We start from the raw sequence: 21,667 nt of genomic DNA on the forward strand, positions 1-21,667 counted from the left end.
GACAGGGCGCAGGGCTGGAGGTGCCGTGGAGCCGGCGGCACCGCGAACGGCTGCTGACGGGAGGTGCTTGCGATGCGCGTGGAGCGAACGGCTGCTGACGGGGTGGTTCCGTGGTGCGTGGAGCGGGGTGCGTACGGCCTGGGGTCAGGCCGGGGAGAGGAGGTGGTCGCTGATGAGCCGGGCCGCACCGATCACTCCGGCGGTGGGCCCCAACTCACCCAGGACGATGGGGAGATTGCCGGTGGCCAGAGGCAGGGACTGCTTGTAGACCTGCGTGCGGACACTGGCGAGGAGGTTGTGACCGAGGCCGGTGACCCCGCCGCCGATCACCACCAGACCGGGATTGAAGAAACTGACCAGGCTCGCGATCACCTGGCCGAGCCGGTTTCCGCCTTCACGGATGAGGTCGAGCGCCGCGGCGTCCCCGGCAGCGGCGGCAGCGGCCACGTCGGCCGCGGTGAGGCGGCCCGCCGTCTCCAGCCGGGCGGCGAATTCGGGTGAGCGGCCCTCCCGGGCGGCGTCCTCCGCGTCGCGGGCGAGGGCCGCGCCGCTGAAGTGGGCTTCCAGGCAGCCCTTGTTGCCGCAGGCGCAGGGCCGGCCGTCGGGGTCGACCTGGATGTGCCCGATGTCCCCGGCGCTGCCGGTGGTACCGCGGTAGACCTCGCCGCCGACGACGATGCCGCAGCCGATACCCGTACCGATCTTGACGCAGAGGAAGTCGCCCACGGAGCGGGCCACGCCCGCGTGCTGCTCCCCCATCGCCATGAGGTTCACGTCGTTGTCGACCATGACGGGGCAGCCCAGCTCCTGGCTGAGCGCCTCGCGGACCGGGAACCCGTCCCAGCCGGGCATGATCGGCGGCGCGACCGGCACGCCCTCCGGGAAGCGGACGGGGCCGGGGACCCCGATGCCCGCGCCGTCGAAGCCTTCGGCGAGCCCGGAGGCCCGCAGTTTGGCGGCGAGTGACAGGACCTGCTCGAAGACGGCGACGGGCCCCTCACGCACGTCCATCGGGTGGTTGAGGTGTCCCAGTACCTCCAGCTCCGCGTTGGTGACGGCCACGTCGACCGAGGTGGCACCGATGTCGACGCCGAGGAAGCGCAGTTCGGGGGCGAGCCGGATGTTGTGCGAGCGGCGCCCGCCGCGCGATGCGGCGAGTCCGTCGGCCACCACCAGACCGGTCTCCAGGAGCCGGTCCACCTCGACGGCGAGCTTCGAGCGCGACAGATCGACCTGATCGCCCAGCTGCGCACGGGAATTGGGACCCCCGTCGCGCAACAGCCGGAGCAGCCGCGCCTGATGCGCGTTCGCGGGTCGTGCCGTCATACGTCTCACGCGTCCCTCCCCGCCACATCGGCCAGTCCGTCGGGCTTTCGAGGGGAACGTAGCAGCGCTTTCCCGGAGTGGGAAGAAGTTGCGCGGGAATCCGCCCCAACTTTTTCCACACTCAGGACAAAGGTCGGCGGGGAAGGGTCACGGAGATCGACGGAGAGGGATCGTGGCGATCGACGGGGACGGGTGGCGGAGGTCCGCGGCGGGGGTCAGGGGCAGCGGATGACCTGGCCCGCGTAGGAGAGGTTTCCGCCGAATCCGAAGAGCAGGACGGGCGCGCCGGAGGCGACCTCCCCGCGCTCGACCAGCTTGGACAGCGCCATCGGGATGGAGGCGGCGGAGGTGTTGCCGGAGTCCACGACGTCCCGCGCGATGACGGCGTTGACCGCGCCGATCCTGCGAGCGACCGGCTCGATGATCCGCAGGTTGGCCTGGTGCAGGACGACGGCGCCCAGGTCCTCCGGGGCGATGCCCGCCTTCTCGCAGACCCGGCGGGCGATCGGGGGGAGCTGCGTCGTGGCCCAGCGGTAGACGGACTGCCCCTCCTGCGCGAAGCGCGGCGGCGTCCCCTCGATCCGGACGGCGTTGCCCATCTCCGGCACGGAACCCCACAGCACCGGTCCGATGCCGGGCCCGCCCGGGGCGTCGTCGGCGGACGGGTCGGCGGTGACGACCGCGGCGCCCGCGCCGTCGCCGAGCAGGACGCAGGTGGAGCGGTCGGTCCAGTCCGCGATGTCGGCCATCTTGTCGGCGCCGACGACCAGCGCCCGGGTCGCCGCACCGGCCCGGATCGCGTGGTCGGCGGTGGCCAGCGCGTGCGTGAAGCCGGAGCACACGACGTTGATGTCCATGACGGCGGGCGAGCCCATGCCGAGCCGGGCCGCGACCCGGGCCGCCATGCTCGGGGACCGGTCGATGGCGGTGGAGGTGGCCACGAGGACCAGATCGATGTCCGAGGGCCCGAGACCGGCCGTGGCCAGCGCCTTGGCTCCCGCGTGCGCGGCCATCTCGTCCACCGGCTCGTCGGGCCCACCCACGTGACGGGTCTTGATGCCGACCCGGCTGGTGATCCACTCGTCGCTGGTGTCGACCATCGCCGCGAGATCGTCGTTGGTGAGCACCTTGGCGGGCTGGTAGTGGCCGAGCGCCACGACACGTGAGCCGGTCATACGGGTTCCCATCGTCGGGTGGGGGCAGGAAACAAACACAGTCTTGGTCGCTACCGCCGGGTACGAGGGCACGTGATCCCACAGGAATCGGGCCCACACGTTGGAGCATTGACAACAGCCTGGTCAGCGTGCTGAACAGCTCGCTGCGACACGCCGGTGCGCGTGCCGGACAATGACCCGGAGAAACGAACAGCCGTACACGAACAACAGCCGCACACGGACAGAATCGGGTTCAGCTCTATGGGACGGGTCACCGAACGCCGCCGCACCCTCCGTATCCGGGACGGTGCCGTCTCCTCCCGTCCGGACACCCTGGTGGCGGAGGAGCCCCTGGAGATCCGGCTGAACGGCAGGCCGCTGGCCATCACCATGCGGACTCCGGGCGACGACTTCGCGCTGGCCGCGGGCTTCCTGGTCAGCGAAGGGGTGATCGCCGCGAAGGACGAGGTCCAGTCGATCGTCTACTGCGCCGGGGCGACGGCGGAGGGCGTGAACACCTACAACGTGGTGGACGTGAAGCTCGCGCCCGGGGTCCCGGTCCCCGACATCACGCTGGAGCGCAACGTCTACACGACCTCCTCCTGCGGTCTGTGCGGCAAGGCCAGCCTGGACGCGGTGCGCACCACGACCCGGCACCCGGTGGCCGACGCTCCCCCGGTGCGGATCACGCCCGAGCTGCTGTCCGCCCTCCCGGACCGGTTGCGGGCCTCGCAGCGGGTCTTCGACCGGACGGGCGGCCTGCACGCCGCGGCCCTGTTCTCCGAGGAGGGCGAGCTGCTGGACGTACGGGAGGACGTCGGCCGGCACAACGCGGTCGACAAGCTGGTGGGCCGGGCGCTGACGGACGGGCGGCTGCCCCTGTCGCGGGCGGTGCTGCTGGTGTCGGGGCGGGCCTCGTTCGAACTGGCGCAGAAAGCCGTGATGGCGGGGATCCCGGTGCTCGCGGCGGTCTCCGCACCGTCGTCGCTGGCCGTGGACCTGGCGGCGGAGGCCGGACTGACGCTGGTCGGCTTCCTGCGCGGACCGTCGATGAACGTGTACGCCGGTGAGCACCGGATCGCGCTGGAGGCGACGGCCCGGCGAGGCTGAGCCCGGGGCCCGCCGCACGACCGGGGCTGTACGGGGCCTTCGCTCACTCCCCCGCGAAGGCCAGGCCCTCGGCGGCCAGCGCCTCGCGGAGCACCCGGATCGCCTTCGGGCCGACCCCGTGGAGGGCGAGCACCTCGGCCGCGGTCACGGTGGTGAGCTGGGCGAGGCGGGTGTAGCCCGCCGCACGCAGAGCGCCGCGGGCCGGGTTGCCCGCCCCGTGCGGAAAGTCGTCGGCAGGCGTCCCGCCCTTGTCGCTCATGGCACGTCCTCGCTGTGGGTCCACCCGGGCTACCGGCTACGGCTACCGGCTACCGGCTACCGGCTACCGGCTACCGGCTACCCACCGTAGCGGCTGGGTCGGACAGTGGGCCGGAATCGGCCGCGCCTGCCGGGTCGTCCCGGAACGGCGGCTCCTCGGGGTCACGCGCGCGGCGCTTCGCGATCACGGCGCAGACCATCAGCTGCATCTGGTGGAACAGCATCAGCGGCAGTACGGCGAGGCTCGCGTGCGCCCCGAAGATCACGCTCGCCATCGGCAGCCCGGCCGCCAGGCTCTTCTTCGACCCGGCGAACTGGATGGCGATCCGGTCCGCCCGGCCGAACCCGAGCCTCCGTGCCCCGTACCAGCTCAGCGTGAGCATCAGCGCCAGCAGGACCGCCTCGGCGGCGAGCAGCGCGCCGAGCCGGGCGGGGGTGACCTGGTGCCAGACGCCGGCGACCATCCCCTCGCTGAACGCGGTGTAGACGACGAGCAGGATCGACCCCCGGTCGACCAGGCCGAGCACCTTCTTGTGCCGGGTGAGGAAGCCGCCGATCCAGCGGCGCAGAAGCTGTCCGGCGAGGAACGGGACGAGCAGCTGGAACACGATCTTCAGCAGGGAGTCCGCGGAGAAACCGCCCCCGGTGGAGCCGAGGAGCAGGGCGGCGAGCAGCGGGGTCACCAGGATTCCGGCGAGGCTGGAGAAGGATCCGGCGCAGATCGCGGCGGGCACGTTGCCCCGGGCGATCGACGTGAAGGCGATGGAGGACTGGATCGTGGACGGGACCAGGCACAGGAAGAGGAAGCCCGCCTGGAGCTCGGGCGTCAGCACGTACGGCACCAGCCCGCCGCTCGCCAGCCCCAGCAGCGGGAACGCGACGAAGGTGCAGGCCAGGACGGTGAGGTGGAGGCGCCAGTGCTTGAGCCCGTCGAGCGCCTCGGCCGTGGAGAGCCGCGCCCCGTAGAGGAAGAACAGCAGGGCGACGGCGCCGGTGGAGGCCCCGCCCGCCACCTCGGCGGCGGTGCCGCGGGCGGGCAGCAGCGCCGCGAGGGCCACGGTGGCGGCCAGTGCCAGGAGGTAGGCGTCGAACGGCAGCCAGGACGGCAGGCGCGGGGTACGGCGGGACATGTGCGGTGGTGCTCCGGCGGTCGGGATCCGTTACGGCGTCCATCCTGCTCCCGCACTCCGCCATCGGGAATCCCGCACACCATTCTGACTGTCATCATGGATCCCGATAACGTGCAGTCATGAACAACGCGGACAGGGTGGGCGCGGACCGGATGAACGTGCACCGCGCGGACGCCACGTACGACCCCGCCCAGCTGCGGACCTTCCTCGCCGTCGCCCAGACGCTGAGCTTCACGCAGGCCGCGCGCAGGCTCGGGATCCGCCAGTCCACGGTCAGCCAGCATGTGCGGCGGCTGGAGGAGGCGGCCGGGCGGCAGTTGTTCGCCCGGGACACCCATCGCGTCGATCTCACGGACGACGGCGAGGCCATGCTCGGCTTCGCGGGGTCGATCCTGTCGGCCCACGAGCGGGCCGCCGCGTTCTTCGCGGGCACCCGGCTGCGCGGGCGGCTGCGGTTCGGGACCTCCGAGGACTTCGTGCTCACCCGGCTCCCCGAGATCCTGGAGTCCTTCCGCCGCGATCATCCGGAGGTCGAGCTCCAGCTCACCGTGGAGCTGTCCGGGACGCTGCACCGGCAGCTCGCGGCGGGCCGGCTGGATCTGGTGCTGGCCAAGCGGCGGACCGGGGACACCCACGGCGAACTGATGTGGCGGGACGCCCTGGACTGGATCGGCGCGCCGCAGGTGCGCCTCGATCCGGAGCGCCCGGTACCGCTGGTCGTCTTTCCGCCACCCGCCATCACCCGGGCCCGCGCCCTGGAGGTGCTGGAGGAGCACGGGCGGGCCTGGCGGATCGCCTGTACGAGTACGAGCCTGAGCGGTCTGGTCGCGGCGGCGCGGGCGGGCCTGGGGGTGATGGCGCACTCCCGGGGGATGATCCCGCCGGGTCTGGTGCCGGTTCCGGCCAGGTCGGGGCTGCCCGAACTCGGCGGGGTCGACTTCGTCCTGCTGCACGGGAACCGGCGGGGCCCGGCCCAGGAAGCGGCGGACGCCCTGGCCTCGGCGATCCTGGCGGGCGGCGACCGGCTGCACCGCGGAACGGGCGGTACGGACGGTACGGGCAGCACCGAGGGTGCCGTAGCGGCCCGCCGGGCCGCTGGTGGCTGCCGTGGTGGGACCGGCGGTGGCACAGCCGGCGCGGCCGGGGCCCCGGCCGCTCACCGGACCGGCATCGGCCCCGGTGCTCGCGGCGGTCGGATTCGGTGGAGATTCCGGCGCGAGCCGGTTACCCCTCCGGCAGAACTGGGCGTCCGTGCGCCCGAGCCTTGCCCATCTGGCCGGATTTCGACGGTTGACCTGGGGGCTCGTCCTGGTGTGCGGAGGTTCCGGACCTCTCCCGCCGGGCCCCCGCTTGGGGTAGCGTCGCGGCGCTGTGCGGAGCGCCACGAGGAGCATGTCATTGCGCGAATTCACTGTCCCACCCATGGCGGCGCCGCCTCAGGTCGGCGGTCTGGCCGATGTGGTCTTCGACCACGCGGAGGATGATCCGCACCGCGTCGCGCTCGGCCGCAAGGACGCCGGGGGCCAGTGGCGCGATGTGACCTCCGGGGACTTCCGTGATCAGGTGCTGGCCCTGGCCAAGGGGCTGATCGCGCACGGCGTGCGGTTCGGCGACCGGGTCGCGCTGATGTCCCGTACCCGGTACGAGTGGACGCTCTTCGACTTCGCGCTCTGGACCGTCGGGGCCCAGTCGGTGCCCGTCTACCCGACCTCCTCCGCCGAGCAGGTCCTGTGGATGCTGCACGACGCCGAGGTGGTGGCGGTGATGGTCGAGCACGAGGACCACGCCATGACGGTCGGCTCGGTGATCGACCGGCTGCCGCGCCTGAAGCGGCTGTGGCAGCTGGACGCCGGAGCGGTGGACGAGCTGTTCGGGGCCGGCGTGGGCATCGACGACGAGGTGGTGCAGCGGCACCGGCGCGCGGTGACGCCCGACTCCGTGGCGACCGTCATCTACACCTCGGGGACCACGGGCCGCCCCAAGGGGTGTGTGATCACCCACGCGAGCTTCATGTTCGAGAGCGACACGATGGTCGGCCGTTGGGAGCCGGTGTTCCACTCCAAGCCGGGCGACGAGGCGGCCACCCTCCTCTTCCTGCCGCTGGCCCATGTCTTCGGCCGGATGGTGGAGATCGCCGCGATCCGTGGCCGGGTCAAACTCGGCCACCAGCCGGAGCTGTCCGCGAACGCGCTGATGCCGGACCTGATGACGTTCCGGCCGACGTTCATCCTGGCCGTGCCGTACATCTTCGAGAAGGTGTTCAACGGGGCCCGGCGCAAGGCCGAGACGGAAGGGCGGGCCGGACCGTTCGACAAGGCCGTCGACATCGCGGTGAAGTACGCCGAGGCCCTGGAGCTCAAGGCGTTCGGGGACGGTCCCGGCCCGTCGGCCGGGCTGCGGATGCAGCACCAGTTCTTCGACAAGGTCGTGTACAAGAAGGTCCGCGACGCGATGGGCGGCCGGGTGCGGCACGCGATGTCGGGCGGCTCCGGCATGGACCGCCGGCTCGGGCTGTTCTTCGCGGGCGCCGGGGTGACGGTCTTCGAGGGGTACGGGCTGACGGAGTCCACCGCCGCCGCGACGGCGAACCCGCCCGAGCGCACCCGGTACGGCACGGTCGGGCAGCCGATCCCGGGGACGTCGGTGCACATCGCGGACGACGGCGAGGTGTGGGTGCACGGGCCGAACGTGTTCTCCGGCTACCTCGGCAACCCCGAGGCCACCCGGGCGGTGCTCCAGGACGGCTGGCTGGCGACCGGGGATCTCGGTTCGCTGGACGAGGACGGCTATCTGACGATCACCGGACGGAAGAAGGAGATCCTGGTGACGTCCGGCGGCAAGAGCGTCTCCCCGGCCGGTCTGGAGGAACGCGTACGGGCGCATCCGCTGGTGGCGCAGTGCATCGTCGTCGGCAACGACCGCCCCTACATCGCGGCGCTCGTCACCGTGGACCAGGAGTCCGTGGACCACTGGCTGTCGATGCAGGGCCGCTCCCCGCTCGGCCCGGCCGAGCTGGTGCGGGACCCGGACCTGGAGATGGAGGTCCGCCGGGCGGTGGTGGCCGCCAACACGGCCGTGTCCCAGGCCGAGTCCATCCGTACGTTCCGGATCCTGGCCCATCCCTTCACCGAGGACCTGGGGCTGCTGACGCCCTCGCTGAAGCTGAAGCGGAAGGCGATCGAGACGGCGTACGCGGTCGAAGTCGACGCGCTCTACCACTGACCGGCGGCAACGGAAATGCTGTGACCGGCCGGCGGCGACGGGAATGCCTGGACCCGCCCGGTCGTTGTCGTGGGGAGTTATCAACCGACGACGTTAGGATCGACCGCTCGTGAGCCAGGTCCCCTCCATCACCCTCAACAACGGCCTCGACATGCCGCAGCTCGGTTTCGGTGTCTGGCAGGTGCCGGACGACGAGGCGGAGAAGGCGGTCGCCACGGCCATCGAGACCGGGTACCGGAGCATCGACACCGCCGCGATCTACGAGAACGAGACGGGCACCGGCAAGGCCATCGCCGCATCCGGCGTCGCGCGCGACGAGCTCTTCGTCACCACGAAGCTGTGGAACAGCGAGCAGGGCCACGACAGCACGCTGCGCGCCTTCGACGCCTCGCTCGACAAGCTCGGCCTGGACTACGTCGACCTGTACCTGATCCACTGGCCGGTCCCGGCGAAGGACGCGTACACGGACACGTACAAGGCGTTCGAGAAGATCCTCGCCGACGGCCGCGCGAAGTCCATCGGCGTGTCGAACTTCCACCCCGAGCACCTGAAGCGGCTGCTCGCCGAGACCTCCGTGGTCCCGGCCGTCAACCAGATCGAGCTGCACCCGCAGCTCCAGCAGGCCGAGGCCCGCGCCTTCCACGCCGATCACGGCATCGCCACCGAGGCCTGGTCGCCGCTGGGCCAGGGCAAGGGCCTGCTGGAGGTGCCGACGGTCGTCGCCGTCTCCCAGAAGCACGGCCGCACCCCCGCCCAGGTGGTGCTGCGCTGGCATCTGCAGACCGGCAACATCGTGATCCCGAAGTCCGTGACCCCGTCCCGGATCAAGGAGAACCTGGACGTGTTCGACTTCGAGCTGGACGCCGACGACCTCGCCGCCCTCGCGGCCCTGGACGAGGGCAAGCGCCTCGGCCCGGACCCGGCCCAGTTCAACGTCGGCGCCTGAGCGCGCCCGGCCGACGACGGCGCCCCCACCGCCCGGTGGGGGCGCCGTCGTCGGCATCCGGACGGGCGGCAGCCCGCATCACGCATCCATCGGGGAGACGGGGAACATGAGCGGCGAACTCGCGCCTGTCGTCGAGGCGGGCCCGTACCGCCTGCGCAACGTCGGCAGCAGGCTGGTGCTGGAGGTGTACGGCGCGGCGAAGGGCAGCGGGGCCCGGGTCCAGCAGGGCGCGGACGACGGGACGGCCGCGCAGGTGTGGCGGCTGTCCCCGGTGCACGAGGGCGCGGCCCTCTTCCACCTCGTCAACGAGCACAGCGGGAAGCGGCTGGACGTGGCGAACGCCGACACGTCGAACGGCACCCGGATCCAGCAGTGGAAGGCGAACAACTTCGGCGCCCAGGAGTGGCTGATCGAGCAGCATCCGGAGGCGCCCGGGACGGTGACGCTGGTGAGTTTCATCAGCGGGCTGGTCATGGAGGTCGCGGACGGTTCCACGGAGGCCGGGGGCACGGTTCAGCAGTGGGAGGACACCGACTCCCCCTTCCAGTGGTGGCAGTTGGAGCCGGTGGGGTAGGGCCTTTCGTTCGGATCATGCCGGGCTCGCGGGGCCCGGCATCGCTGGTTCAGTCGCCGCGGCGGCCCAGATGCACCGTGCGGGCGGCGAGCAGGTGGACGTCGGGGCGGTGGTGCAGGCCTTCGGGGTCCTCGGGGTCCAGCAGCCGGTCCAGTACGGCGCTGTCCTCGGCCGTCAGCAGGTCGCCGAGGACGTCGCGCTCGCGGGCGATGCTCGCGACGACGTGGTCGCGGACCGGCCGGGAGAGCGGGGCGGGCAGGTCGAGGAGGAAGCTGCGGGTGCCCTGCGGGGCGAGGCCGACCTCGGTGAAGAGCGCGGCCCAGTCCTCGATCTCCCGCTTCGCGCCCGGGAGTTCGGACCGCATGCGCTCGAAGCGGGTGGCGGCGGCAGCAGTCATACGGGCCTCCAGACCGGGCTGCCCGATACCGATGTCACGGGGCAGCCGCCGGGCGGGCAGGCCCCCCTCGACGAGCGCGACCGTGCCGCCGGGCCGCAGGAGCCCGGCGAAGCCCGCCAGCGCGGCGCGCTGGTCGCCCAGGTGGTGCAGGGAGTTGCCCGCCCAGATCAGATCGGCCTCCCCCAACCGGTCCAAGTCCGAGGGGAGTTCGGCTTCGAGTGTCCGGAAGCGGTCGATCACCCCGAGGCGGCGCGCCCGGTTGCTCGCGCGTTCCAGGAGAGCGGGCGTGGCGTCCACGGCCACCACCTCGGCCTCCGGAAAGACCTCGGCCAGCAGACAGGAGACGACGCCGGGGCCGCTGCCGATGTCGAGGACCCGGCGGACCTTCGGGGCGGTGGGCAGGGCGGCGATCCAGCGGGCCGCCTCTTCGTACTGCGTACCGTTGAGTTCGGCTTCCTGCTCCAACAGGGGACCCAGAATGTCCCAGTCGATATCGGCGGCGTGCGTGTCGTGGTGGCCGTGACCGGCGTGGCTGCTCATGGGCCCACCTTCCCCACGGGCCGGTCGCGCGGCAAGGTTCGTTGCCGATCCGGCAAATCGAGGGGGTCTTCCGGCGGACTGACGCGGTACTCCTGCGGGCTGACTCCTCTGACCCGTTTGAACGCGGCACTGAAGGCGAAGGGGGTGCTGTAGCCGACCTTCCGGGCCACGGCCTCCACCGTGGCGTCGCTCTCGCGCAGCAGGTCGGCCGCGACGGCGAGCCGCCAGCCGGTGAGGTACGCCATCGGCGGCTCCCCGACCAGCTCGTTGAACCGGCGGGCCAGACCGGCCCGGGACACCCCGGCGCGGGCGGCGAGCGCGGCCACCGTCCAGGGGTGTGCCGGGTCGTCCTGGAGCAGCCGCAGCGCCGTGCCCACCACCGGGTCGCCCAGCGCGCGGTACCAGGCGGGCGCGTCGGCCCCGGGCCGGGCGAACCAGGCGCGGAGCACCGCGATGAGCAGCAGGTCCAGCAGCCGGTCCAGGACGACCTGCTGGCCAGGCTCGTCCTGGGCGATCTCCGCGTCGAGCAGGTCCAGCAGTGGCCGGGTCCGCGCGTCGGCGGGGATCGTGAGGAGCGGGGGCAGGGCGTCCAGCAGCCGGCGGCTGATCTCCCCGTCCAGCAGGTAGGTGCCGACGAGGACGGCCGTACCGCCATGGGCAGCGTTTCCCCAGGTCCGTACGTTCAGCACCATGTCCTGCGCGAGCGGACGGCCGTGCAGCGTGGTGCAGACACCGCCGGGTCCGACGAGCGCGTGGGGTGTCGTCCCGGGCGCGTCGGCGACGGTGTACGGATCGGGGCCGCGGACCACCGCGATGTCCCCGGGGCCGAGCCGGACCGGTTCGCCTCCGCCGGACGGAACGAGGCAGGCCGCGCCGCGCCGGACCGACATGAGGCAGATCGGCGCCCGGTCCTCGATCCGCACCGCCCAGGGCGGCTCCATCACCATGCGGAGCAGGAAAGCGCCCCGGGCCCGGGGTCCGTCCAGAAGTCCGGCGAGAGCGTCCATGGCCCGCCAGCGTAGACGTGTGGACGCACGAGTAGGCGCCTGAGCCTTTCGAGCATGTCCCGGCGGAGGCGTGCCCGGGAGTCTGGAGGCATGACGGAGAACGCGTACACACGACGAGACGACGGCGACAACGGAAGCAAGGGCGTGGGACGGATGACGGGCACGGTTCTGGTGACGAGTGGCACGGGCAAGACCGGCCGCAGGGTGGTGGAGCGGCTGACGGCCCTCGGTGTGCCGGTCCGCTCCGGTTCGCGCACCGGCGAGGTGCCGTTCGACTGGCAGGACGACACGGGGTGGGAGGCGGCGTTGCGCGGCACGGAGGCCGCCTATGTGGCCTACTACCCGGACCTGGCGGTGCCCGGGGCGGCGGAGGCGATGGCCGCCTTCGGGCGGACGGCGGCGGCGTGCGGGGTGCGCAGGGTGGTGCTGCTGTCGGGGCGCGGCGAACCGCAGGCGGCCGTCGCCGAGGAGGCGCTGCGCGGGGCCGCCGGGCGGGCGGAGGTCACGGTCGTCCGGTCGGCGTTCTTCGCCCAGAACTTCAGCGAGGGCGCGCTGCTGGACGGGGTGATCGGCGGCGAGCTGGTCTTCCCCGCGGGCACGGCGGCGGAACCGTTCCTGGACCTCGACGACCTGGCCGACGTGGTGGTGGCCGCGCTGACCGGGGACGGGCACGCGGGGGCGGTGTACGAGCTGACGGGCCCGCGGTCCCTGACCTTCGAGCAGGCGGCCGAAAAGCTGGGCCGGGCGACGGGCCGGCCGGTCCGGTACGTACCGGTGACCGGGCCCGCGTACGCCTCGCTGCTGGAGGAGTTCGGGGTGGCCGAGGCGGAGGCCGGATTCCTGGCCGAGCTGTTCGCCACGCTGCTGGACGGACACAACGCGGCGACGACGGACGACGTGAAGAGGGTGCTGGGGCGGGAGCCGAAGGACTTCTCCGGCTTCGCCCGCGCGGCCGCCCGGGACGGCGCCTGGCACGGCTAAGCGGAACCTCGCGCCGAGCCGGGCAGGCCCGGCGGCGTACGGGCCGTGTACACCGACCGAACGGTAGGCGGAGCACACATATTGCCGGGGTGCTTCAGGGGCCATAACTTGCCCTTATGGAGCTGGAGTTGCGCCATCTGCGAACGGTCCGTGCCATAGCCGACACGGGCAGCCTCACCAAGGCCGCCGCCACGCTGGGGCTTGCCCAGCCCGCTCTCAGCGCTCAGCTGCGGCGGATCGAGAAGGCCCTCGGGGGCGCTCTCTTCGAGCGTGACCACACCGGAGCCCGTGCCACGCCGCTCGGCGAACTGGTGCTGGAGCGGGCCCGGGTGGTGCTGCCCGCGGTCAGTGAACTGCAGGCCGAGGCCGTACGGTTCGCCAATGCCAGGGGGGCGCTGGACCGGTTCCGGCTGGGCGGCACGCACGGTCCGCTGCTCGGCGGTCTGGTGGATCGGATGGCCGCCGCGCACCCGGCGGCGGCGGTGTCGACGTACACCGCTTGGTCGGTGGACGAGATCGCCTCGCTGGTGATCGACGGGCGGCTGGACTTCGCGCTGATCGGGACGTGCGGCGAGAGTGCGCCGCCGCTGGCGGACCGGCTGGTCTGGGAGGTCGTCGGGGTGGACCCGGTCTTCGTGATGCTGCCGGAGAACCACCCCCTGGCCGCCGAAGCGGAATTGGATCTGGCCGCCCTCGCGGACGAGAGCTGGGCGGATGTGCCGGGGGACGGCTGCTTCGCCGACTGCTTCACCGCGGCCTGCGCGCGGTCGGGCTTCACCCCGGTGTCGGTGTTCGAGACGGACACCTCGTCCGTCGTCCATCTGGTGCAGGTGGGGCGGGCGATCGGACTGTGCCGGGCGACGTTCCCGCCGACGCCGGGCCTGGTGACGAGGCCGCTGGCCGGCGCCCCGCTCAGCTGGCGTCATCTGGTGGGCTGGCATCCGCACTCCCCCGCCGCCGACGCGGCGGCGGGGACGGTGGCGGGGGCGACCCGCGAGGCGTACGCGGAGGCGGTGTCACGCAGCCCGGGCTATGCGCGGTGGCTCGGCGCGCACCCGCGGTTCGGCACGGTGGCCTGAGCGGGAAGGGGCGGGCGGGGCCGCGCCGAAGGACACACCGGGCTATTCGGCCCCGTGGGCCGGGGCGGCGGCCGCCACCCGGGCGGCGAGCGTGAGGTCCTTCTCGGTGATCGCGCCGCCCGCGGAGTGCGTGTGAACGGCCAGGGCCACCGTGTTGTAGCCGAGCGTCAGATCGGAGTGATGGTTCAGCTCGTCCTGGATCCGCGCGATGTGGACCGTCAGCGCGGCGGCGGCGAAGTGGGAGGGCAGCCGGAAGGTCCGGGTGATCCGGTCCCCTTCCAGCGCCCAGCCGGGCAGGCTCTCCAGCCGGCTTTCGGTCTCGGACGGCGACAGCGGTTCGGCGCTCATGGGACGGCTCCCGTGGGTCTCGGTGGATCGGCGTGTACGTCACGGTCGGCCCGGGCGGCCCGTACCGGCACCGTCCCCGGCCCGCCGGTGACGTTACGGTCTGGGCATGACGACTGTCTTGCCCGACACGGGAGTAGGGCCACTGCTGCGGGACTGGCGGGAACAGCGGCGCATCAGCCAGTTGGAACTGGCCCTGCGCGCGGACTCCTCGGCCCGCCACATCTCGTTCATCGAGACGGGCCGCTCCCGGCCCAGCGAGGACATGGTGCTGCGGCTGGCCGAGCATCTGGACGTCCCGGTCCGGGAACGCAACGCCCTCCTCGTGATCGCCGGATACGCGCCCCGCTACCCGCAGACATCCCTCGACGACCCCGCGATGGCCTCCCTGCGCGAGAGCCTGGAGCGCCTGCTCACGGCGTACGAGCCGTATCCGGCGCTCGTGGTGGACGGCACCTACGGGGTGGTGGCGGCCAACCGCGGGGTCTCACTGCTGCTGGAGGGCGTACCGGAGAAGCTGCTGGCCCCGCCCCTGAACGCCATGCGGCTCACCCTCCATCCGGAGGGGCTCGCCCCGCGCATCGTGAACCTCCCGGAGTGGCGGGCGGACCTGCTGGCGCAGATGGACCGCCAGATCGCCCTCGTACGCTCACCGGCCCTGCGCGAGCTGTACGACGAGGTGGCCGCGTACCCGGCCCCCGCCCGGGCCGACGGCCCGGCCCGCACCGCCGAGGGGACGGGCGGTGCGGGCCGGAAGGGGGCCGGCGCCGCGTTCGCGCTGCCGATGCTGCTCGAACACGGGGGCCGGGTCCTGTCGTTCGTGTCGTCGATCGCGACGTTCAACACGCCGATGGACGTGACGGTGGCCGAGCTGGCCATCGAGACGTTCCTCCCGGCGGACCGGGAGACCGCCGCCTATCTGCACGCCCACGTCCCGTCCTGACCCGGCCCCTCCCCCGGATCCCTCAGACGCGGGCTCCGTTGTCGAGCGGGTCCCGGCGTGTCGCACGGGCCTTGCCGCGCGGTGTGCCCTTCCCCTTCCCCGGTGCGGGCGGCGGGGCCTTGGCGCTCCGCTCCAGGGCGAGGGCCCCGGGTACGGCGGTGAACACCGAGGACCAGGTGCCGACGACGATGCCGATGAGCAGGGCGAGCGCGAAGTCGGCCAGCGAGTCGCCGCCCAGCACCGCGAGGGCGACCAGGATGAACAGCGCGCCCATCCCGGTGTTCACCGTACGGGGAACGGTCTGCAGGACGGCCCTGCGGGCGATGGTGTCCAGCGGGGTCCGCCGGTTCGCCCCCCACAGCTCCCGTACCCGGTCGAAGACCACCACCGAGTCGTTGACCGAATAGCCGATCACGGTGAGCAGGGCGGCCAGGAAGATGCCGTCCACCGGACGCCCCAGCCAGGCGAAGGCCCCCACCACCAGGATCACGTCGTGCGCCATCGCCACGACGGACGCCACCGCGAACGTCCAGCGGAACCGGACGGCCAGGTAGGCCAGTTGCACGGCGACCGCGACGCCCAGGGCGATCAGCGCGTTGCGGCGCAGTTCGTCGCCGAGGCTCGGGCCGATGAGTTCGTCCCGTACCTTCGTCGTCTCACCGCCCTCCTCGGCGAGGGCGGTGCGCAGGGCGTGTTCGCCGTCGTTGTCGAGCTTTCCCGTGCGTACGGACAGGTCGCCGTCGCCCGCCGTGGTGACCTCGGCGTCCCCGAACCCGGCGGCGGCGATGCTGTCCCGGGCCGTTTCCACGTCGACCGGGCGGCTGGTGGAGTACTCGACCAGCCGGCCGCCGGTGAACTCGACGCCCAGATCGACCCCGCGCACCACGATCCCGGCCACCGCGACGGCGACCAGCGCCGCCGAGACGACGAGCCACCGGCCCGGATTGCGGAAGAGCTTCGGGTCCTTGCGGACCAGCCACGTGCGTACGGCACCGGGGCGCGCGATGCCGTTGACGTTCCGGTAGTCGCCGACGAAGCGGGAGTTCGCCGCGATCTCGGTGAGCGCGCGGGCGATGACCAGGGCGGAGAACATCGAGGCGGCGACCCCGATGGCGAGCGTGACACCGAAGCCCTTGACCGGGCCCGAGCCCAGGAAGAAGAGCAGACCGGCCGCGATCAGCGTGGTCGCGTTGGAGTCGGCGACCGCGCTCCACGCCTTCTGGAACCCGGTGGTCAACGCGGAGCGCAGGGAGCGTTTCGGCCGGTCGGCGCACTCCTCCCTGGCCCGTTCGAAGACCAGGACGTTCGCGTCGACCGCCATCCCGATCGCGAGGACGAACCCGGCGAGCCCGGGAAGGGTCAGAGTGACGCCGAGGGCGACGAGCGCGGCGTAGGAGATCACCCCGTAGGCACCCAGCGCCACGGCGGCCAGCGCGCCGAAGAGGCGGTAGACGACGGTGATGAAGAGCGCGGTGGCGGCCGCTCCGATGAGAGCCGCCTGTGCGCTCGCGTCGATGGCCGCCGCGCCGAGCGTCGGGCCGACGGTCCGCTGCTCGACGATCTCGACGGGCACGGGCAGAGCCCCGCCCTTGACGAGCAGTGCCAGGTCACGCGCCTCGTCCGCGCTGAACGAGCCGGTGATCTGGGTGGCCCCGGACGGCAGTCCGGCCCGGCAGCCGACCGAGGGGTCGACCTGCGGCGAGGAGATGACCTTCTCGTCGAGGACGATGGCGACCCTCCGCCGGTCGTCCCCGGCAGGATGGCAGGCGGCCTCACCGGTCAGCTTCTTCCAGTCCTGGCCGGCGCCCTTGCGGAACTCCAGCGACACGGCCCAGCCCGCTCCCCCCTGCGCGTCGAACGCGGCCTTCGCGTCCTCGACGCCCGCGCCGGAGAGCCGGGGTTCGCCGAGGGCGAGGAGACGGCCCTGCTCGTCGGGGAGCGTCAGCCGGTCCGGGTCGGGGACGGTGTCAGGTTTCGGGGTCTTCCCGTCCGAGGGCTCTCCGTCCGGGGTCTTCCCGTCCGAAGGCTCTCCGTCCGGGGTCTTCCCGTCCGAAGGCTCTCCGTCCGGGGTCTTCTCCTCCGGCTTCTCGGTCCCCGGGCCCTCCACCGCGTGGAAGGTGAGTTGGGCGGTCCGGCCGATCACCTCGGCGGCCTGGCGCGGATCCTGTACGTCGGGCAGTTCGACGATGATCCGGTCCTCGCCGGAACGGGTCAGGGTCGGTTCGGAGACGCCCAGCGAGTCGATCCGCTGCCGCAGCACCTCCAGGGTGCGGTCGGTGGTCTCCCGGTCCGCCTCGACGGTGGCGGTGTCCCGGGCCTGGAGCACGATACGGGTGCCGCCCTGGAGATCGAGGCCGAGTCTGGGCGACATGGTCAGGCTGATGAAGACGGAGACGAGCAGCACGGCGACAGCCAGGACCGCTCGCACCGCGGTGGCGCGAGTCATGGAAATCCTCCGGTGGGGCGTCGAGCGCCCTCACCTCAGCGAGGACGCGACGCCAGAACGGCAGAACAGGACGGCGAATGACCGGTCGTGGGACCGGTGGTCCTGCCCGGAGGCCCCCGGACACCGGGAAGCGCACCCCGGCGGCTACCGGGTGCGTCGAAGGATTCCGCGGCGACACGACGGACGCCGCCGCGTGGCTCGGCGGGCCCTGCCGGAGCGGGGGTCAGTGCGTCGTGCGGCGGCGGCGCGTGGACGAGCAGATACGCCCGGCCGGTGCCCGCCCGGGGAGCCTGCGCCGGATCGGCCGCCGCCCTGGGCTGCTCGTGCCCCGCCTGCGCCACGACGTGCCGGACGTCGTGTGCGGTACCGGGCCCGGCGTGGTGGTGACGGGAGTCGGGTGCGCCGTCGTGGCCGGTGCGGTCCCGGGAAGCGAGTGCGCTCTCATGCCCTGGGCGGTACCGGGACACGAGCGCGCTGTCGTGGACCTGCGGTGCGGCGGGCGGCGGAGCCGCGGCGACCGTGGCGGCGGGCGCGAGGCTTCGGGCTGCCAGGGCGGCGGGCGCCGCACCGCTCGCCGTCGCGGCACCGCCGACCAGGGTGAGGACGGTGAGGAGGAGCGTGGCCAGCACACATCGCACCCGGGGCCGTCCCCGGTACGGGGTCACCTCGGGCGGCCGGATCGCTCGGGCGGCGCCGGCCGGTGGCGGAGCACGGAGCTGAGGATCTGCCCGGCGCCACGGACGACCGTGGTCGACGGGTCGTCGGCCAGGCGCACCCGGGTGCCGAGGCAGCGGGCGAGCTGATCGGTGACGTCGGACCGCAGCGCGCCGCCGCCCGCGAGCACGGGGCCCTTGCGCAGGGCTCCCCGGATCGCGCCGTGCCGGTCGTGGCGCCACATCGACGTGATCATGTCCAGCACTGTACGGACAAGGACGGTCGGGAGCGTCGCCGGGTCGAGGCCGTCGAGGTCGTCGAGTCCGCACTCGGCCTGCCGGGCGTCGGCGACCAGGCCGCCGACGAGGAGGGTGACCTCCGTCAGCTCGGCTCCCATGTCGACCACGAGAAGAGGGCCCGTCTCCCTCGGTCCCGCGTACGCGGCGGCCGCCCGGGCGCTGCTGAGGACCACGACGCGCGTCGTCCCGAGCCCGGCGAGCAGGGCGCGCGCGGCGGTGCGGTGTTCGGCGCCGGCGAGCACCGGGTGGCTGAGCACGATCACGCTGTCGCTGCGGTCGGGGCCCAGCGCCGCGTCGGCGATCCGGCCGAGCAGCCGGCCGCAGGACTCGGGGTCGACGATGCGCCCGCGCCGGACGGGTCGCTCGGCGCGCCCGTGCGGGCCGGAGCCCGGGAACGGGTCGGGGAGCAGGCCTCGGCCGGGCACCCAGGCCCGGGTGCGTGAGCTGCCGAGGTCCAGGGCCAGTCCCCGCGCGACCGGCGCGCCGTTCCGGACCCCCTGGTGCTGGTTCTGCTCCCGGTGCTGGTCCTGGTGCCGGTGACGTGTTCGGAGTCCCCCTCGGGCATCCCCGGAACGCTCCGCCCCGAACGCCCCGGCACCGCTTCCGTCACGAAGCGGTCCGGGGCCCTTCCCCCATGGGCCCGCACCCGGGCGAAACGGCCCTCGCCGCTCGCCGGTTGCGGAAGTGATCGGGACGGCCGGAGCAGGAGCACGACGGGGCGTGGAAGGGACGGTGGCGGCGCTCAGGGCCGGAACGTTCCGGATCGGTCCGGACCACGGGGAGACGGCGCGCCCCGGTCGCTGTCCGTCGTGCACAGAACGCATCGTCCCTCACCCCCGGCCGGCCGTCTCCGCCGCCCACGCACCCGTCGGCCCACTGATAGTGAGGCACGACCGAGCCCTCACTATGCAATACGGGGTGGTGGAACGCCACTTCCTCACTGATTCACAGGCGCGCCGACCCGCCCTGCACGGCGGTCAACGGCTCAGGCGTTCTCCCCCGCCGCCAGGAACGCGCCGACGAGCTCCGCGAACTCCTCCGGCACCGCGATCCGGACCCCCAGGTCCTCCGCCTTGGTGCGCTTGGACCCGGCCTTGTCCCCGGCGACCAGCAGGCTGGTGCGCTTGGAGACGCTGGAGGACGACTTTCCGCCCGCCCGCTCGATCAGCTCGTTCATCTGGTTGCGGGACAGCTTCTCCAGCGCCCCGGTCATGGCGCCCGTCACCACCACGGTCATCCCCGCGAGAGGCAGCGTGGGGCCGGTGCCCCCGTCGCCACCGGCCTCCGCGTCCGCCCCGGCCGCCTCCTCCGTCCCGGGCTCCGGGGGCGGGGTGGCGCCCGGCTCGGTCATGTTCACCCCGGCCGCGACGAGCTTGGCGATCAGCGGTGCCAGCTCCACCAGCTCCGCGACCACCGCGGCGGCCTTCTCCTTGCCGATGCCGTCCACCTGCTGGAGCGTGTCCACGTCGGCGGCGACGATCCGGTCCATGGTGGCGAAGTAGCGGGCGATGCGGCGTGACATGGAGCGCCCCGTGCCCCGTACGCCCAAGGCGCAGAAGACCCGGGACAGCGGCCGGGTGCGGGCGGTTTCGATGGCCGCCAGGAGGTTGTCCGTGGAGGTCTCGCCCATCCGGTCGAGGGCGAGCAGCTGTGCGCGCTCCAGGGTGAAGAGGTCGGCGAAGTCGGCGACGAGACCGGCGTCGACGAGCTGGACGACCCGGGTGGCGCCGAGGCCCTCGATGTCGAGCTGGTCGCGGCCCGCCGCATACGAGACGGAGGCGACGAGGCGGCAGTTGCGGCCCCGGGTGCAGCGCCAGCGCTGTTCGCTCGTGTCGATGGCGGAGCCGCACTGCGGGCAGCTCTCGGGGAAGTCGATGGGTGTCTCGTCGCCGGTGCGCAGGTGGACGACGGGGGCCTCGATGCGCGGGATGATGTCGCCCGCCTTGTAGACCATGACCTGGTCCCCCAGCCGCAGGTCACGGCGGGTGATGTCGGCGGGGTTGTGGAGGGTGGCATAACCGACGGTGGAGCCGTCGATCTCCACGGGCTCCAGGACGGCACGCGGCGCGATGATGCCTGTGCGCCCGACGTTCCACTCGACGGACACCAGGCGGGTGATCTTCTCCACGGCGGGCAGCTTGTAGGCGATGGCCCAGCGGGGCGCGCGGGTGCCGGAGCCCGCCTCGCGCTGGTCGGCTGCCAGGTCGGCCTTGATCACGATGCCGTCGATGCCGAACGGCAGCGCGGCGCGCAGGGATCCTATGGCGTCCACCCGCGCCTGGACCTCCTCGACCGTGGCGGCCAGGACCGGCGCGACGTCCGTGCCCGCGGCCGTGTGCACGCCGAGGCCGGCGACGTACGACAGGACCTCGCTGTGGGGCAGTTCGGCGAGGGTCTCACCGAGCTCCCCGGAGTCGGGCAGCGGCAGCGCGCCGTAGGCGAAGAAGGTCGTCTCCACCCGGTAGGCGCGGTCCTTGGCGCGCAGGGTGCCCGCCGCCCCGTTGCGCGGGTTGGCGAAGGGGGCGCCGCCGTGTTCCGTACGGATCGCGTTGCCCTGGTCGAACTGGTCGTTCGTCATGAGGATCTCGCCGCGCACCTCGATGGTGACCGGCTCGGCCAGCCGCTCCGGCAGTCCGACGACGGCGCCCGCCGCGTGCGAGACGTCCTCGCCCGCCGTGCCGTCGCCCCGGGTGATGAGCCGCTCGAACCTGCCGTCCCGGTAGCGCGCGGCGACCGCCAGGCCGTCGAGCTTCGGCTCGACGCTCCACGCGGTCACGGGTCTGCCGATGCGCCGCTCCAGCGACGCGGTCCAGGTCGCGAACTGCTCGGCCGAGAACACGTTGTCCAGGGAGAGCATGGGAACCGTGTGCGGCACGTCGCCGACGGCGGCCCCGCCCGCGACCTTGCCGGTCGGCGAGGCGGCGAGCACCTCCTCCGGGTGGTCCGCCTCGTACGCGGCTATGCCGCGCGCCAGCCGGTCGTAGGCGTCGTCGTCCAACCCGCTCTCGCCCGTGGCGTAGTACGCGGCGGCGGCGACGGAGGCCTCTTCCACCGCGGCGGCATAGGCGGCGGCATCGGCGAGCACAGCAGCTGAGTTCGTCATGACCACCATTCTTCCGGCCACCACTGACAACGGCTCCGATCCCCTTCTCGCGCCACTCTCAGGAGAGCGCTCTCCCTCGTCGTCGCATACAACTCCTCTTCCACCGTGCGGATTTCGCGAGGCTGCGCAAGCTCTTGACATGCACAGGAGGCA

18 protein-coding genes and 1 pseudogene are annotated in these 21,667 nt (G+C 72.8%); 8 read left to right on the forward strand and 11 right to left on the reverse strand.

What is annotated here, in order from left to right; all coding sequences use genetic code 11:
• Window positions 1-144 precede the first annotated feature (144 nt).
• Complete coding sequence (locus IE140_RS24760; protein ID WP_150192997.1) at window positions 145-1,326, reverse strand: ROK family transcriptional regulator; 1,182 nt, start codon at window positions 1,324-1,326, stop codon at window positions 145-147.
• Window positions 1,327-1,541: 215 nt separating this feature from the next.
• On the reverse strand, window positions 1,542-2,501 hold the full coding sequence (locus IE140_RS24765; RefSeq protein ID WP_150192998.1) for a beta-ketoacyl-ACP synthase III: 960 nt from the start codon (window positions 2,499-2,501) through the stop codon (window positions 1,542-1,544).
• Window positions 2,502-2,741: 240 nt separating this feature from the next.
• Here IE140_RS24765 and fdhD point away from each other — a divergent pair, with 240 nt between their 5' ends.
• Window positions 2,742-3,590: a formate dehydrogenase accessory sulfurtransferase FdhD gene (fdhD, locus tag IE140_RS24770; RefSeq protein ID WP_150192999.1), complete on the forward strand. Its 849-nt coding sequence runs from the start codon at window positions 2,742-2,744 to the stop codon at window positions 3,588-3,590.
• Between the two features lie 43 nt (window positions 3,591-3,633).
• On the opposite strand, the gene IE140_RS24775 is transcribed toward fdhD, so the two are convergent.
• On the reverse strand, window positions 3,634-3,849 hold the full coding sequence (locus IE140_RS24775; RefSeq protein ID WP_032762818.1) for a helix-hairpin-helix domain-containing protein: 216 nt from the start codon (window positions 3,847-3,849) through the stop codon (window positions 3,634-3,636).
• Window positions 3,850-3,919: 70 nt separating this feature from the next.
• Window positions 3,920-4,978, reverse strand: coding sequence for a bile acid:sodium symporter family protein (locus tag IE140_RS24780; RefSeq protein ID WP_150193000.1), 1,059 nt, complete (start codon window positions 4,976-4,978; stop codon window positions 3,920-3,922).
• 119 nt (window positions 4,979-5,097) lie between these two features.
• Between IE140_RS24780 and IE140_RS24785 the strand changes: the two are divergent.
• The 4 genes and pseudogenes from IE140_RS24785 to IE140_RS24800 form a co-directional block, all read left to right on the forward strand.
• Window positions 5,098-6,030, forward strand: a pseudogene (locus tag IE140_RS24785) (LysR substrate-binding domain-containing protein); the annotation flags it as partial.
• A 370-nt stretch (window positions 6,031-6,400) separates the two neighbouring features.
• On the forward strand, window positions 6,401-8,200 hold the full coding sequence (locus IE140_RS24790) for an AMP-dependent synthetase/ligase (RefSeq protein WP_093443122.1): 1,800 nt from the start codon (window positions 6,401-6,403) through the stop codon (window positions 8,198-8,200).
• Window positions 8,201-8,309: 109 nt separating this feature from the next.
• Window positions 8,310-9,146, forward strand: coding sequence for an aldo/keto reductase (locus IE140_RS24795; protein WP_093443124.1), 837 nt, complete (start codon window positions 8,310-8,312; stop codon window positions 9,144-9,146).
• Window positions 9,147-9,252: 106 nt separating this feature from the next.
• Window positions 9,253-9,720 (forward strand): RICIN domain-containing protein, encoded by a 468-nt coding sequence (locus tag IE140_RS24800; RefSeq protein ID WP_032777089.1) that lies wholly within the window; start codon window positions 9,253-9,255, stop codon window positions 9,718-9,720.
• Window positions 9,721-9,769: 49 nt separating this feature from the next.
• Here IE140_RS24800 and IE140_RS24805 read toward each other — a convergent pair whose 3' ends face one another.
• Both IE140_RS24805 and IE140_RS24810 read right to left on the reverse strand, forming a co-directional pair.
• Window positions 9,770-10,657 carry a class I SAM-dependent methyltransferase gene (locus IE140_RS24805; protein ID WP_150193001.1) on the reverse strand — a complete coding sequence of 296 codons (888 nt, stop codon included), beginning with the start codon at window positions 10,655-10,657 and terminating at the stop codon, window positions 9,770-9,772.
• A complete protein-coding gene (locus IE140_RS24810; RefSeq protein ID WP_150193002.1) occupies window positions 10,654-11,664 on the reverse strand; it encodes an AraC family transcriptional regulator in 1,011 nt (336 codons plus the stop codon). The genes IE140_RS24805 and IE140_RS24810 overlap by 4 nt, the downstream gene beginning before the upstream one ends.
• Window positions 11,665-11,754: 90 nt before the next feature.
• Between IE140_RS24810 and IE140_RS24815 the strand changes: the two genes are divergently transcribed.
• Both IE140_RS24815 and IE140_RS24820 read left to right on the forward strand, forming a co-directional pair.
• Complete coding sequence (locus tag IE140_RS24815) at window positions 11,755-12,645, forward strand: Rossmann-fold NAD(P)-binding domain-containing protein (protein ID WP_150193003.1); 891 nt, start codon at window positions 11,755-11,757, stop codon at window positions 12,643-12,645.
• Window positions 12,646-12,761: 116 nt separating this feature from the next.
• A complete protein-coding gene (locus IE140_RS24820; protein WP_010072705.1) occupies window positions 12,762-13,724 on the forward strand; it encodes a LysR family transcriptional regulator in 963 nt (320 codons plus the stop codon).
• Window positions 13,725-13,766: 42 nt separating this feature from the next.
• On the opposite strand, the gene IE140_RS24825 is transcribed toward IE140_RS24820, so the two are convergent.
• On the reverse strand, window positions 13,767-14,072 hold the full coding sequence (locus tag IE140_RS24825) for a 4a-hydroxytetrahydrobiopterin dehydratase (protein WP_032762831.1): 306 nt from the start codon (window positions 14,070-14,072) through the stop codon (window positions 13,767-13,769).
• Window positions 14,073-14,178: 106 nt separating this feature from the next.
• Between IE140_RS24825 and IE140_RS24830 the strand changes: the two genes are divergently transcribed.
• Complete coding sequence (locus tag IE140_RS24830; RefSeq protein ID WP_150193004.1) at window positions 14,179-15,012, forward strand: helix-turn-helix domain-containing protein; 834 nt, start codon at window positions 14,179-14,181, stop codon at window positions 15,010-15,012.
• 22 nt (window positions 15,013-15,034) lie between these two features.
• Here IE140_RS24830 and secD read toward each other — a convergent pair whose 3' ends face one another.
• From secD to ligA, 4 genes are all read right to left on the reverse strand, one after another.
• A complete protein-coding gene (gene secD / locus IE140_RS24835) occupies window positions 15,035-17,458 on the reverse strand; it encodes a protein translocase subunit SecD (protein ID WP_150193005.1) in 2,424 nt (807 codons plus the stop codon).
• Between the two features lie 35 nt (window positions 17,459-17,493).
• The gene (locus IE140_RS24840; protein ID WP_093443138.1) at window positions 17,494-18,087 is read right to left on the reverse strand and encodes a hypothetical protein; all 594 of its coding nucleotides are present in this window, start codon (window positions 18,085-18,087) and stop codon (window positions 17,494-17,496) included.
• A gap of 32 nt (window positions 18,088-18,119) precedes the next feature.
• Window positions 18,120-18,836, reverse strand: coding sequence for a rod shape-determining protein (locus IE140_RS24845; protein WP_150193006.1), 717 nt, complete (start codon window positions 18,834-18,836; stop codon window positions 18,120-18,122).
• A gap of 560 nt (window positions 18,837-19,396) precedes the next feature.
• On the reverse strand, window positions 19,397-21,523 hold the full coding sequence (ligA, locus tag IE140_RS24850) for an NAD-dependent DNA ligase LigA (protein ID WP_167533410.1): 2,127 nt from the start codon (window positions 21,521-21,523) through the stop codon (window positions 19,397-19,399).
• Window positions 21,524-21,667 lie beyond the last annotated feature (144 nt).

Origin of the sequence: Streptomyces parvus (assembly GCF_014648875.1) — a bacterium.
Lineage (GTDB): Bacteria > Actinomycetota > Actinomycetes > Streptomycetales > Streptomycetaceae > Streptomyces > Streptomyces parvus.

What these genes read in the sequence shown, in the direction of transcription:
- IE140_RS24760 (WP_150192997.1), bottom strand. Translation starts at nt 1,326, where the DNA reads ATGACGGCACGACCCGCGAACGCGCATCAGGCGCGGCTGCTCCGGCTG.
- IE140_RS24765 (WP_150192998.1), bottom strand. Translation starts at nt 2,501, where the DNA reads ATGACCGGCTCACGTGTCGTGGCGCTCGGCCACTACCAGCCCGCCAAG.
- fdhD (WP_150192999.1), top strand. Translation starts at nt 2,742, where the DNA reads ATGGGACGGGTCACCGAACGCCGCCGCACCCTCCGTATCCGGGACGGT.
- IE140_RS24775 (WP_032762818.1), bottom strand. Translation starts at nt 3,849, where the DNA reads ATGAGCGACAAGGGCGGGACGCCTGCCGACGACTTTCCGCACGGGGCG.
- IE140_RS24780 (WP_150193000.1), bottom strand. Translation starts at nt 4,978, where the DNA reads ATGTCCCGCCGTACCCCGCGCCTGCCGTCCTGGCTGCCGTTCGACGCC.
- IE140_RS24790 (WP_093443122.1), top strand. Translation starts at nt 6,401, where the DNA reads ATGGCGGCGCCGCCTCAGGTCGGCGGTCTGGCCGATGTGGTCTTCGAC.
- IE140_RS24800 (WP_032777089.1), top strand. Translation starts at nt 9,253, where the DNA reads ATGAGCGGCGAACTCGCGCCTGTCGTCGAGGCGGGCCCGTACCGCCTG.
- IE140_RS24805 (WP_150193001.1), bottom strand. Translation starts at nt 10,657, where the DNA reads ATGAGCAGCCACGCCGGTCACGGCCACCACGACACGCACGCCGCCGAT.
- IE140_RS24810 (WP_150193002.1), bottom strand. Translation starts at nt 11,664, where the DNA reads ATGGACGCTCTCGCCGGACTTCTGGACGGACCCCGGGCCCGGGGCGCT.
- IE140_RS24815 (WP_150193003.1), top strand. Translation starts at nt 11,755, where the DNA reads ATGACGGAGAACGCGTACACACGACGAGACGACGGCGACAACGGAAGC.
- IE140_RS24820 (WP_010072705.1), top strand. Translation starts at nt 12,762, where the DNA reads ATGGAGCTGGAGTTGCGCCATCTGCGAACGGTCCGTGCCATAGCCGAC.
- IE140_RS24825 (WP_032762831.1), bottom strand. Translation starts at nt 14,072, where the DNA reads ATGAGCGCCGAACCGCTGTCGCCGTCCGAGACCGAAAGCCGGCTGGAG.
- IE140_RS24830 (WP_150193004.1), top strand. Translation starts at nt 14,179, where the DNA reads ATGACGACTGTCTTGCCCGACACGGGAGTAGGGCCACTGCTGCGGGAC.
- secD (WP_150193005.1), bottom strand. Translation starts at nt 17,458, where the DNA reads ATGACTCGCGCCACCGCGGTGCGAGCGGTCCTGGCTGTCGCCGTGCTG.
- ligA (WP_167533410.1), bottom strand. Translation starts at nt 21,523, where the DNA reads ATGGTGGTCATGACGAACTCAGCTGCTGTGCTCGCCGATGCCGCCGCC.